11 protein-coding genes are annotated in these 12,650 nt (G+C 38.8%); 9 read left to right on the top strand and 2 right to left on the bottom strand.

Translation table 11 applies throughout. The features are described from left to right. The first annotated feature begins 366 nt into the window (after positions 1-366). The 5 genes from pcrB to pruA all read left to right on the top strand — a co-directional run bounded on the left by pcrB (position 367) and on the right by pruA (position 8,258). Positions 367-1,059, top strand: a complete 693-nt coding sequence (gene pcrB / locus A194_RS0109865; RefSeq protein WP_029425149.1) for a heptaprenylglyceryl phosphate synthase — start codon at positions 367-369, stop codon at positions 1,057-1,059. Between the two features lie 15 nt (positions 1,060-1,074). Further along, positions 1,075-3,309 (top strand): DNA helicase PcrA, encoded by a 2,235-nt coding sequence (pcrA, locus tag A194_RS0109860; RefSeq protein WP_017186684.1) that lies wholly within the window; start codon positions 1,075-1,077, stop codon positions 3,307-3,309. A gap of 16 nt (positions 3,310-3,325) precedes the next feature. Continuing rightward, positions 3,326-5,326 carry an NAD-dependent DNA ligase LigA gene (gene ligA, locus A194_RS0109855; RefSeq protein ID WP_017186683.1) on the top strand — a complete coding sequence of 667 codons (2,001 nt, stop codon included), beginning with the start codon at positions 3,326-3,328 and terminating at the stop codon, positions 5,324-5,326. Positions 5,327-5,338: 12 nt separating this feature from the next. After that, positions 5,339-6,562: a CamS family sex pheromone protein gene (locus tag A194_RS0109850; RefSeq protein ID WP_017186682.1), complete on the top strand. Its 1,224-nt coding sequence runs from the start codon at positions 5,339-5,341 to the stop codon at positions 6,560-6,562. 148 nt (positions 6,563-6,710) lie between these two features. Continuing rightward, a complete protein-coding gene (gene pruA / locus A194_RS0109845; protein WP_017186681.1) occupies positions 6,711-8,258 on the top strand; it encodes an L-glutamate gamma-semialdehyde dehydrogenase in 1,548 nt (515 codons plus the stop codon). A 174-nt stretch (positions 8,259-8,432) separates the two neighbouring features. Here pruA and A194_RS0109840 read toward each other — a convergent pair whose 3' ends face one another. Continuing rightward, entirely contained in the window at positions 8,433-8,792 is a 360-nt protein-coding gene (locus A194_RS0109840; protein ID WP_017186680.1) for an SLAP domain-containing protein, read from the bottom strand. 98 nt (positions 8,793-8,890) lie between these two features. Here A194_RS0109840 and A194_RS0109835 point away from each other — a divergent pair, with 98 nt between their 5' ends. Both A194_RS0109835 and A194_RS0109830 read left to right on the top strand, forming a co-directional pair. Then, positions 8,891-9,343 (top strand): DUF2269 family protein, encoded by a 453-nt coding sequence (locus A194_RS0109835; RefSeq protein ID WP_017186679.1) that lies wholly within the window; start codon positions 8,891-8,893, stop codon positions 9,341-9,343. Positions 9,344-9,358: 15 nt separating this feature from the next. Continuing rightward, a complete protein-coding gene (locus tag A194_RS0109830; RefSeq protein WP_017186678.1) occupies positions 9,359-10,471 on the top strand; it encodes an NAD(P)/FAD-dependent oxidoreductase in 1,113 nt (370 codons plus the stop codon). Positions 10,472-10,616: 145 nt separating this feature from the next. Here the strand turns inward: A194_RS0109830 and A194_RS18110 are convergent, their stop codons facing one another. Further along, the gene (locus A194_RS18110) at positions 10,617-11,285 is read right to left on the bottom strand and encodes a Dph6-related ATP pyrophosphatase (protein ID WP_017186677.1); all 669 of its coding nucleotides are present in this window, start codon (positions 11,283-11,285) and stop codon (positions 10,617-10,619) included. A gap of 111 nt (positions 11,286-11,396) precedes the next feature. Between A194_RS18110 and A194_RS0109820 the strand changes: the two genes are divergently transcribed. Together A194_RS0109820 and A194_RS18105 are read left to right on the top strand one after the other, a co-directional pair. After that, positions 11,397-12,341: a TraB/GumN family protein gene (locus tag A194_RS0109820; protein WP_017186676.1), complete on the top strand. Its 945-nt coding sequence runs from the start codon at positions 11,397-11,399 to the stop codon at positions 12,339-12,341. Between the two features lie 24 nt (positions 12,342-12,365). Then, positions 12,366-12,650 (top strand): RDD family protein (locus A194_RS18105; RefSeq protein WP_017186675.1); only part of this gene is annotated, 285 nt, incomplete at its 3' end.

Here is a 12,650-nt window from a genome sequence, read left to right as displayed (position 1 = left end):
CTCCCGCCTCTGAGCTAATTGTTTAGCTCAGGGACGAGAGTGTTATTCCCGCGGTTCCACCCTGATTGAAGTGCTAGATGCACGACCACTTTCAATCAATCTACTCCAGACTGCCGTTTCACTGATACCTTACTTCAGGCTCACACCATCCCTGAATCGCTTTATTAGTAGAGGGTATAGCTACTATTAATCCTTCACAGTAAATAAACCATTATGATTTTGTCTAACTTATATTAGCATACCCAAAAACGTTTCTCAACTTTCACTATGAGTTTTACGAGATTTAATACGATGTTCAATGAAAGTTAGGGTTGATTTTTGATATAATAGGTAAGGTTAGGAACAAACAATGGAGGAATCAACGTGATTGAAGATTATCAAAATTGGCGACATATATTTAAGCTTGATCCTAATAAAACAATAGATGACGAAGCTTTAGAATCATTGTGTGAATCGGATACTGATGCAGTGATGATCGGTGGGACAGATGGTGTTACATTAGACGATGTTCTAAATTTATTAGCACGTGTAAGACGTTATTCTGTTCCGTGTGTATTAGAAGTGTCTAACATTCCTTCTATTACACCTGGCTTTGATTTTTATTTCATCCCAACAGTATTAAATACGAAAGATAAGAAATGGATGATTGATTTACACATTGATGCAGTTAAAGAATATGGAGACTTAATTGAGTGGGAAGAGTTGATGATGGAAGGGTATGTTATGTTAAATCCTGAGTCGAAAGCTTTCCAATATACAAACTCAAAAGAAGTGACAATAGAAGATGTTGTCGCATATGCACAGTTAATCGAACATTTGATGCATTTACCTTTCATGTATTTAGAATATAGTGGTACATATGGAGATCTTGAGTTAGTCAAACAAGTAAGTGATGAATTAAATAACACGACATTAATTTACGGTGGCGGGATCAGGTCGAAAGAACAAGCAAGTGAAATGGCAGCTTATGCTGACATAGTCGTTGTAGGCGATGTCATATATGAAGATCTAAAAGCGGCATTAAGAACTGTTCACGCTGTCAAAAAGGTAGAAAAGTAAAAAGGTGGTATAGTCATGGGCATGACGATGAAAGAAATATTGAATTCAATGAATACCGAACAGAAAGAAGCTGTGAAGCATACAGAAGGCCCTTTGCTTGTTATGGCTGGTGCTGGTAGTGGTAAGACGCGTGTTTTAACTCATCGAATTGCATACCTTTTAGCTGAAAAAGGGGTACAACCATACAATGTTTTAGCAATTACATTTACGAATAAAGCAGCGCGGGAAATGAAAGAACGTGTTGAAAAGTTAGTGGGAGATGAAGCAAAAGACATCATCATGTCAACATTCCACTCGCTTTGTGTTCGTATTTTACGCCGTGATGGTGACCGAATTGGTATTAATCGTAACTTTGCAATTTATGATGCGACAGACCAAAAGACAGCGATTAAAGAAGCGTTAAGAATTCAAGATCTAGATCCTAAACAATTCGATCCTCGTTCGATTCAATTTGCGATTAGTTCGGCGAAAAACCAGCTCATCACACCTAAAGTAATGAAGCAACAGGCGAATAATTATCATGAGGAGAAGATTGCTTCAATTTATGATACTTATGAAACACTTTTAAGGAAAAATGGTGCTTTAGATTTTGATAGTTTAATTATGGAGACGTTTTTCTTATTTGACCGCGTACCTGAAGTGTTACGTTTTTATCAAAATCGATTCCAATACATTCACGTTGATGAGTACCAAGATACAAACAAAGCACAGTATAAACTCGTGCAAAAGTTAGCTGAACGTTTTAACAATCTATGTGTCGTTGGTGACTCAGACCAGTCAATTTATAAATGGCGTGGTGCTGACATTTATAACATTTTATCATTTGAAAATGATTACCCTGATGCTAGAACAATCCTTTTAGAGCAAAATTATCGTTCAACGAAAACGATTCTGCAAGCAGCAAATGATGTTATTGAAAATAATATTTCGCGTAAACCGAAAGAACTTTGGACTGACAATGAAGATGGGAGCACGATCCGTCTGTTTGAAGCGCGTGATGAACGTCAAGAAGCGCGTTATGTTATCGATCAAATTCAAGAAGTTGTTAATGAAGGTGAATATAGTTACGAAGATATTGCTATTCTTTACCGTACGAATGCTCAGTCTCGTGCGATGGAGGACGTTTTCGTTAAATCTAGTGTTCCATATCAAATTATTGGCGGCACTAAGTTCTATGACCGTAAAGAAATTAAAGACTTGTTAGCCTATTTAAGATTAATCGCAAACCCTAATGATGACATTAGTTTTATGCGAGTGGTCAATGTTCCGAAGCGTGGAATTGGTAAAACGTCAATTGAGAAGTTGCAATTACACGCTGAAATGCATGATTTATCACTATTTGAGGCGATTCAAGACATTGCATTAATCGGAGTTAGTAAAAAAGCGGCCCAGCAATTGCAGACTTTTAGGCACATGATTGAAAACTTTCAAAAACAGCAAGAGTTTTTAAGTGTGACAGATTTAGTTGACGAAGTGTTAGAGAAGTCTGGTTATGAAGAGATGTTAAGACAAGACAAGTCGTTAGAATCACAAGGACGTCTGGAAAACTTAGAAGAGTTCAAAACGGTAACGAAACAGTTTGAAGAAGCAAGCGAAGACACGAGCTTAATTGCCTTTTTAACTGATTTAGCGTTAGTGTCCGATTTAGATGATACAGATGATGAATCGACAGATAAAGTGACGCTAATGACACTACACGCAGCAAAAGGGTTAGAGTTTCCTATCGTCTTTTTAATTGGATTAGAAGAGAATATTTTTCCACATAGCCGTTCACTTTTTGACGAAGAAGAAATGGAAGAAGAACGACGCTTGGCGTATGTAGGTATTACACGTGCTGAAAGACAGCTATATTTAACATACGCTTCAATGCGTACAATCTTTGGTCGCACGCAATTTCATGAGAAGAGTCGTTTTATCGATGAAGTACCAAGTGATCTATTACAGCGAGAAGGCGACTTTTCACAAGGGATGTCATCGAATGAGTCATTTGAAGAAGCCATTAGTCAATTGGAGTCGCTATCACAAACGCAAACGGCTCAACCTAAGCGTAAAGCGACTACGATTAAGCAAAAGCCTTCATCACCACAACTTTTCCAAATCGGTGACAAAGTCAAGCATAAAAAGTGGGGCGAAGGAACGATTGTAAAAGTTGAAGGTAGCGGTGATGACATGGAAGTTGATATTGCATTTCCATCACCTGTAGGTATTAAGCGTTTATTAGCACAATTTGCCCCTGTTGAAAAAATATAAGAGGAGTGGCGTTTCTATGAATCGTGACGAAGTAAGACAATCAATAGAAGCCTTGAAAGAAGAAATCAATCAATACAACTATGAGTATCACGTTTTAGATGAGCCGACTGTCTCTGATGCTTACTATGACCAACAATTACACAAGCTTTTAGTACTAGAAGAAGAACATCCAGAATTTCTAACGAGCGATTCTCCAACTCAACGTGTTGGTGGTAAGCCACTTGACCAGTTTCATAAAGTGGATCACCGCGTCCCGATGTTAAGTTTAGGTAATGCTTTTAATGAACAAGACTTAAGAGATTTTGACAGACGGATTAAAGAGCGTGTTGGGAATAATGTTCGTTACGTTTGTGAGTTAAAAATTGACGGTCTAGCTGTCTCTCTTCGTTATGAAAACGGTCAATTCGTCCAAGGTGCAACGCGAGGAGATGGTAAAACAGGTGAAGATATTACACAAAATTTAAGAACGATTAAAAGTATCCCTTTGAAAATTCGTGAAGAAGAAACGATTGAAGTGCGAGGCGAAGCTTTTATGCCTCAAAGGTCGTTTCTAAAAATGAATGAACAGCGTCAACAGGCGGGGGAAGAGCCGTTTGCCAACCCACGTAACGCTGCAGCAGGTTCATTACGCCAATTAGATCCGAAAATAGCAGCAAACCGTAATTTAGATATTTTCTTATATAGTGTTGGTGAATGGGAAGCGGCAACGACAACTTCTCATAGTGAACAACTTCAATATATGAAGCAGTTAGGGTTTAAAACGAATCAAGAGACGAAAGTTTTTCATACAATCGAAGACGTTATTCAATATACAGAAGACTGGACAATTAAACGAAGCGAATTAGATTATGAGATCGATGGAATCGTTATTAAAGTCGATTCAATCGATTTACAGCAAGAACTAGGGTTCACAGCCAAAAGTCCACGTTGGGCGATTGCATATAAGTTTCCAGCAGAAGAAGCGGTTACGAAATTGTATGATATTGAATTAAGTATAGGGCGTACTGGGGCGGTTACGCCAACAGCTATTTTAGAACCTGTGCAAGTGGCTGGTACAACAGTTCAACGTGCCTCTTTACACAATGAAGACTTAATTATTGAGAAAGATATTCGAATCAATGATACAGTTGTCATTAAAAAAGCTGGTGACATTATCCCTGAAGTCGTTCGTGTCGTAACAGATGAACGCACAGGGGGTGAACAACCATTTAGAATGCCAAAGGCTTGTCCTGAGTGTAATGAGCCAATTGAAAAAGTTGACGGTGAAGTAGCGTATCGCTGCGTTAACCCGAATTGCCCAGCTCAATTAAAAGAAGCGTTAATCCACTTTGTTTCGCGTAATGCGATGAACATTGACGGTTTAGGTGAGAAAGTCATTGAGCAGTTGTTTGATCATGAGTTAATAAAAACAATCGCTGACCTTTATAAGCTTACGCCGGATGACTTACTTCCGCTTGAAAGAATGGGACAAAAATCAGTCGATAACTTATTGAATGCGATTGAAACATCGAAGGAAAACTCATTAGAGCGATTGTTATTCGGCTTAGGTATTCGTTTTGTCGGAAGTAAAGCAGCAGACACTCTAGCGTCTCATTTTAAGACGATGGATCAATTAATGGAAGCTTCCAAAGAAGAAGTCGAGGCTGTACCTGAAATTGGTGATAAAATGGCTCAATCCATTGTTGCTTATTTTCAACAGGAACAAGTTGAACAACTAATCAAAGAGCTGAAACAATTAGGATTGAATATGGAGTACTTAGGTGAAGTACTAGAAGTTGATGAAGGATCTATTTTTTATGATAAAACGATCGTATTAACAGGTAAGTTTGATGAAATGTCACGTAATGAAGCGAAGGCGAAAATTGAAACACTCGGTGGAAAAGTGACCGGTAGTGTTAGTCAAAAGACTGACTTACTAATAGCTGGTGAGGATGCTGGCTCTAAATTAGATAAAGCTAAAGACTTGAATGTAGAAATATGGGATGAAGCTCAAATGATTCAATCGTTTGAGTCTTAGGGAGTGGAAATGATGAAAAAATTGCTAGGCTTATCGGTCTTCTTCTTAATCACGTTAACGGCTTGTGCGCCAACGTTTGATACTGATGAAGAAATTGTGCAAGATACAGATGAAGAACAACAGCCAGAAGAAGAGCAACGTTTTATTGTGTCTCCAGAAAGTTTGGATACGAACGACTACCGTATGATTTTACCTTATCAAACGGGTGCTGCACGAGGTACTATTACTAATCAAGTGGCCAACCGCTATGATATTGATGAATTTGAACAAGGATTAACGCGATTAGCAAAAGGCGTTTTTGACCCAGAAGAGTATTTATTCCAAGAAGGGCAACATCTTGACCGAAGTAACGTCTTTAGTATTATTGATGATTTAAATCCACCTCGTCCAACAGACTTAGAAGAAGACCTCGAGGATGCGGTTGATGAAGATTTAGAAGATGAAGTTGAGCAGCTTGAAGATGAGTTAGAAGAGTACCAAGAAGATAATCCACGCGTATTCTCTCATATTCTTGAACAAAACTTTTTAGTTCGTGAAGGAGAGGACCGTGTAGAATTAGGTGGCGCTGCAATCGGAATTGCTCTAAAGTCAGAGTATGCATTCAGTGTCAACTACGGCCCAACACATGAAGTGCCAATTGAGATGAATGAAATGCTTAGTGTCGGTGAAGAAGTTGCAGCAGAAATATTAGTTCATTTAGATGAATTAGGTTTAGAAGAGTTTGATGATACACCAATCTTAATTGCTCTTTACCGAGAAAATGATCGTAATGCAATCGTTCCTGGAAACTTTGTTCAACAAACCGTTGTTAATTTAAACAATTTAACGATTGATGAAGACGAAGGGCTAAACCCTGGAGCATTAGAGTGGGAAGGGCTGAATGAAAATAATGTGCTATTTCCATCTAATGAAGCAGAGGAAGACTACTATGAAGACTCAGAAATGATGGCTGACTTCAGACGTGGTGTAGCTGACTTCTTCCCAAATTATATTGGTGTAGTGGGTAGAGGTTTTTATAAGGATGACGAGCTACGCACTCTAAATGTAGAGATCCCAATTGAATTTAACGGCAAACATGAAATTGTCGGTTTCACACAACATATTAGTTCATTAATGGTTGAACATTTCCCTCCATTTTTTGATGTTGAAGTGAAAATTGAGTCTCCTTCACAAGTTGAAGCGGTACTATTTAGACGAGCTGGAGAAGAAGAAGTGACTCATCATATTTTTCAATAAAAGGTTTTAACGTGCTGTATGAAAAGGAATGCAGCACGTTTTTTGTTGGATAATACAGGATTTATATTTGATTAGGTTCGCATGTTCGTTTAAAATGTATTATGGAAGCGCTATTACTAGCGTAAAATCGTAAAGAGGAGGCTTTATCATGGTACAACCGTATCGTCATGAACCATTTACAGATTTCACAGTAGAAGAAAACGCTAAAGAATTAGAAGCAGCACTACGTCAAGTTGAACAAGAACTTGGACAAGACTACCCGTTGATTATCGGTGGGGAACGTATTTATACAAATGACAAAATCACTTCAATTAACCCGAACAACAAAAATGAAGTAGTTGGTACTGTTTCTAAAGCAAATAAAGAGTTAGCAGAAAAAGCAATGAAGACAGCTGACGAAACATTTGAATGGTGGCGCAAATCAACACCAGAAATGCGCGCAGACATTCTATTCCGTGCTGCTGCCATTGTTCGCCGTCGTAAGCATGAGTTTAACGCTTGGGCGATTAAAGAATCAGGTAAGGCATGGAAAGAAGCTGACGGTGATGTTGCAGAAGGGATTGACTTCCTTGAGTACTATGGACGTCAAATGTTAGAAATTGCTGAAGGAAAAGAAATTAATAGCCGTCCGATTGAAAATAACCGCTTTAGCTATATTCCATTAGGTGTTGGACTTGTTATTTCACCATGGAACTTACTATTCGCAATTATGTGTGGTACAGCCGTATCGCCAATGGTAACGGGTAACACAGTCTTATTAAAGCCTGCATCTAACTCTCCAGTTATTGCTTATAAGTTTATGGAAGTGATGGAAGAAGCGGGTATGCCATCAGGTGTTATTAACTACATTCCTGGTAGCGGAAGCGAAGTTGGTGACTACTTAGTAGAACACCCAAGAACTCGTTTTGTAAGCTTCACAGGTTCACGCGACGTAGGTGTTAACATTTTTGAAAAAGCAGCTAAAGTACAAGAAGGCCAAAAGTGGTTAAAGCGTGTTGTAGCTGAAATGGGTGGTAAAGATACAATCGTTGTCGATAACGAAGCTGATTTAGAGTTAGCTTCTCAAGCAATCGTTCAATCTGCCTTTGACTTCTCAGGTCAGAAATGTTCTTCTGGTTCACGTGCTGTTGTTCACCAAGACGTTTACGAGGAAGTGCTTGACCGTGTTGTTGAAATTACAAAAGGTCTTGATATTGGTGACACGTCTAAGAAGAACTATTACATGGGCGCAGTAATCGACCAGAGCGCTTATGACAAGATTATGAGCTACATGGATGTTGGTAAAGAAGAAGGTCGCTTAATGATTGGTGGCGATGGTGATGACACAAATGGATACTACATTAACCCAACTGTCTTTGCTGACTTAGATCCAAATTCTCGTATGCAACAAGAAGAGATCTTCGGCCCAGTCGTTGGTTTCACTAAGGCAAAAGACTTCAATGAAGCAATCGATATTGCAAACAATACAGATTACGGTCTAACAGGAGCGGTGATCTCAAACAACCGTAACCATTTAGAAATTGCTCGTGAAGACTTCCACGTTGGTAACTTATACTTCAACCGTGGTTGTACAGCAGCAATCGTAGGTTACCACCCATTCGGTGGATTCGACATGTCTGGTACTGACTCAAAAGCAGGCGGACCTGACTACCTTTACAACTTCTTACAAGGTAAGACAGTATCTGAAATGCTATAATATGACAAACTCCCCTCAAATTGAGGGGATTTTTTGTGTATTAAGGGATTTTGTTCGGCATTTAGGAGCTTTCATCTGACACTAAAGTGTGTTGTCCGACAGTAAGTGCTCGCCGTCCGACGCTAAAGCATGATTGTCCCACATTAAATGACCGTCCATCCGACAATACCCCTTCTAACCAAGCTCCGGAGCAACTAATTCACTTACTTTTTCAGCACTTTTATATGATGTGAAAATAAATGTCCACGGCATTGAAGTATGAGCATCAAGAGTGACAGGAAGTGAAAATTGATCTTTTGCTACACCTACATATTCCACAACAGTTTCATTGAATAAAACCTCTTCACCACTTAAGTTGTGAACGATCGCCGTTACGAGTAAATCACCACGGTGATTGACAGCCTGCCATAAGTATGTAAAAACAACTTTTCGACTATGATCAATAGAAAGGTTTTTAAAAATTTCCTCAATATAGTTTCGATCTTTTTCAGCTAAGTTGTTTTCCCAATTGTGTTCATATATCAATTTTTGCATCACTTCCACTCCTCTTATATCATTGTACGAGTAAAATAGTAGTCTGTCACTGAATAACAAAGCGACTCGCGTTATAATAGATGTGGAGGTGTGCATCATTGTCTTTATACGAGATATTAGTATTCATTCATATCATTTCAGCCATTATAGGATTGGGGCCAGGTTTTATTTTAACTCGTGTCACGAAGTCTGTGACGAACTTAACTGAATTACGACATGGCTATAAAGTAAAACGGCAATTACATTACTTTGTCATGGCCGGTGGTACGTTACTATTAATTACAGGGCTATGGATGGGCTTTATTAACCCAGCTTTATTTGAACAAGGTTGGTACATAATCAGTTTAGTCTTATTTTTATTTGCTTTAGCAATGGGACCAACAGTACTGAAACGTAATTCAAAACCGATTAAAACGTTGTTAAACGAACTGACTGGTGAGGAAATACCAAAAGAGTATTATCCATTAGCACAAAGACTTTATCGGATCGAATACATGGAAAATACGATTTTTATCATCATTATTATTTTAATGATTACGAAGCCATTTTAAGAAAGGAGCGACAACATGAGTTATGTAATCGTCGGCGGAGGCATATTAGGAGCATCAACGGCTTATCACTTAGCGAAAAAAGGTGAATTAGTAACGCTAATTGACCGAAATGATCAAGGGCAAGCAACTGATGCAGCTGCAGGAATCGTCTGTCCTTGGTTGTCACAGAGAAGAAATAAAGCATGGTATCAATTAGTGAAAAATGGAGCGCGTTATTATCCAGAATTAGTCGAAGCGTTAGAAAACGATGGCGAGTCAAATACAGGGTATAAACGTGTCGGCACAATTAGTTTACATACGGATCAGGACAAGTTAGAAAAAATGGTGGAGCGTGCTGAAAAACGCCGTGAAGATGCACCTGAGATTGGCGAAATCAAGCTACTTCGACCTGAAGAAACGAAAGCGATGTTCCCACCACTTTCAGAAGAGTACGGATCAGTATATGTGAGTGGCGGGGCTCGAGTAGATGGACGAGCTGTGCGTGATGCATTAATTTCAGCAGCTAAAAAGTATGGCGCAACTGTCATTGAAGGTGATGCTCAATTAGTAGCAAAAGATGGACGTGTAACTGGTGTAAAGGTTCTAGACAACTATATTGAAGCAACACAAGTCATTGACACAGCAGGTGCGTGGTCAAAGCAATTAGTCGAACCGATCGGCGTTGACTATGAAGTATCAACACAGCGAGCGCAAATTATTCATTTAGATTTGATGGGGGAAGATACAGCAGGTTGGCCTGTTGTTATGCCGCCAAGCAATGCTTATCTATTAACATTTTCAGGTGGTCGTGTTGTTGTAGGTGCGACTCGTACAGATTATGCCGGTTTTGACTACCGTGCAACAGCTGGTGGTGTGCGCGAAATTTTAGATAAAGCGTTAACCGTAGCACCAGGCTTAGATGATGCATCGATTTTAGAGACACGTGTCGGATTCAGACCATATACACCAGGGTTCTTGCCGATTATTGGGCCAATGCCTAATTATGAAGGATTATTAGTAGCAAACGGCTTAGGCGCAACAGGATTAACAGCTGGTCCATACTTAGGTTCAGTGTTGGCCGATTTAGCTACTGGTGAAGAGGTTGAATTAGATTTAAGTCAATATGATGTGAATGAGGCTATAAAATAGTAGTGGAGGATCGCCGGGTGGATGGAATCCGGCGATTTTTTCGATATTCCGGCGAAAATTAAAATAATCTGGCGAAAAATTTATTTTTCCGGCGAACGGCAGTAACATTCCGGCGAAAAGACCTCATAATCCGGCGAACGCCGAATTACGTATCTCGAACGACATCTCGATAAGTATAAAAATCTCCTTCTACCACTTCATCACCTAGCTTAACTGGAAGCGACTCTTTAAACAGAGGACCATCGACAACAAAGGTGTGAAATTCACCATTTTCCCCGCAGACGTCTACTGCATCAGGTAATGCATTTATAGTTTCACAATCTAGAAACGCACCTAAAAACTTAGCTGGAACACGCGACGGATCAATGGTCGTGATCAATGTCTCATAACCTAACTGCAAAAATTCGTCGATTAAATCATGAGTCGGCTCTTGCCATAACGGAAAAATAGCTTCTAAGTCCGTACCTTCTAACTGTTGCTCTCGAAAAGCTTTCACATCAGCTAAATTGATATCACCATATACAATGTGGGTAATCCCATCTGCTTCGGCTTCGTTGAACGCATTAACCATCGCTTCGTTGTACTGTTCATTAGATGGTGATTCAGGTAAATAGATTTTCTGTAGCGGAATATTCAAAGCTTCCGCCTGCCTTTCTAAAAGTTCCTCACGATTGCCGTGCACACTTGTACGGTTGTATTCTTCGTTAACTGTCGTTATGAGACGATCAACAAAAACATCATCTCGCTGCAAAATCCGGTGCAGAGCTAACATGGAATCCTTACCACCACTATGGGATACTGCTACACGTTTCATTTTCATACCTCCTAGCTAACTATAATACTATCATTTCAGTTAAATAATAGTAAATTATGTTAAAATAGTACTATAATTTTGAAAAGATTTAGATAAAGGTAGGGGAGAGGTGTGTCTTATAAAAGATTACTGAAACTAACCGTTTTAAGTTTCATAGCATTTGTTTTAATCGGTTGTGATGAAGAATTAACTGTCGATGATGTTGAAATACCTGAAAAGAGTGAAGCCTTCTTTTGGGAAGCTGAGCACAATGATAAGACGATTTATTTTTTAGGGACAGTGCATGCAGGTCATGAAGAAATGTATCCGATGAGAGATGAAATAGAAAATGCTATGGATGAAACAGAGCTTCTTCTGACAGAAGTCGACATGAGTAGTGCGGAAGCTAGAGAAGAACTGAACGAAATCAGTAGGTCGTATATGTATTTGCCTAGTGGTGAAAAGTTAGAGGATTATATACCAGATGAACATATGGAAGAATTTAAAACGCTAGCTGAACATCCAAATATGAATTATGATGTTCTAAATTCATTAAAACCATGGGCTTTCCTTGAATTTTATAGTCAACAATTAATCAGAGAAACGGACTATAGTTTTAATAATGGGGTTGAATATTATTTATATGACCGCATGCTAGATGATACTGATTTGTTACCTCTAGAAGATTATGAAGTTGTTATAAAGAATGCACATGATCAATCGATGGAATACCAAGAATATTTGATGGAGGATGCCCTAAACATGACAGAAGAAGGGTATTTTGAGTCTATTGAAAATTCTGTTGTTGCTTGGAGAACTGGGGAAGAATCACTAAGAGGGGAGGAGCTCTTAACAAGGGAGTCTCTAGAAGATTCAGACCACCCTGAGCTAGAAGAGCAATACTTCGAAGAAATGTTGTTCAATAGAGATGAACAAATGGCAGAACGTGTTGATGAAATTGTTCATAATCATGATGCTGATACAATTATGGTCGCACCAGGTTTTGCCCACTTCTTCGGACCTGGTAACATACTCGAGCTACTTGAGGAAAAAGGATATGATATTGAACGTAAGTAAACTTTTGAAAGGTGCGATACAGCTTTGAGACATACTTATTCTAGTTTTCTAGAAAGATTAATTGCTCGTATTTTAGATTTTAATATATTAACGTTATCAATTGCGCTTATATTTTTCATAGTAACGGGTAACTTCTCGATCGATTGGAGAAATGGGATTACTTGGGATGTTATTTACATATTGTATTTAGTCATTACACTTGTCCTTTGGTCTGGATATGTAATTGGAAAACGAATATGTAAAATAAAGATGAAAAGAACAGGTGGTGATGACGTAACGTTAACTAACACCTTGTTACGAGAAGTGGTC

The organism is Alkalibacillus haloalkaliphilus C5 (assembly GCF_000269905.1).
GTDB lineage: Bacteria > Bacillota > Bacilli > Bacillales > Alkalibacillaceae > Alkalibacillus > Alkalibacillus haloalkaliphilus_A.
Note: the sequence above shows the minus strand (reverse complement) of the source record. Positions and strands in the feature narration are given on the sequence as shown.

What these genes read in the sequence shown, in the direction of transcription:
- pcrA (WP_017186684.1), top strand. Translation starts at nt 1,075, where the DNA reads ATGGGCATGACGATGAAAGAAATATTGAATTCAATGAATACCGAACAG.
- ligA (WP_017186683.1), top strand. Translation starts at nt 3,326, where the DNA reads ATGAATCGTGACGAAGTAAGACAATCAATAGAAGCCTTGAAAGAAGAA.
- A194_RS0109850 (WP_017186682.1), top strand. Translation starts at nt 5,339, where the DNA reads ATGAAAAAATTGCTAGGCTTATCGGTCTTCTTCTTAATCACGTTAACG.
- pruA (WP_017186681.1), top strand. Translation starts at nt 6,711, where the DNA reads ATGGTACAACCGTATCGTCATGAACCATTTACAGATTTCACAGTAGAA.
- A194_RS0109840 (WP_017186680.1), bottom strand. Translation starts at nt 8,792, where the DNA reads ATGCAAAAATTGATATATGAACACAATTGGGAAAACAACTTAGCTGAA.
- A194_RS0109830 (WP_017186678.1), top strand. Translation starts at nt 9,359, where the DNA reads ATGAGTTATGTAATCGTCGGCGGAGGCATATTAGGAGCATCAACGGCT.
- A194_RS18110 (WP_017186677.1), bottom strand. Translation starts at nt 11,285, where the DNA reads ATGAAACGTGTAGCAGTATCCCATAGTGGTGGTAAGGATTCCATGTTA.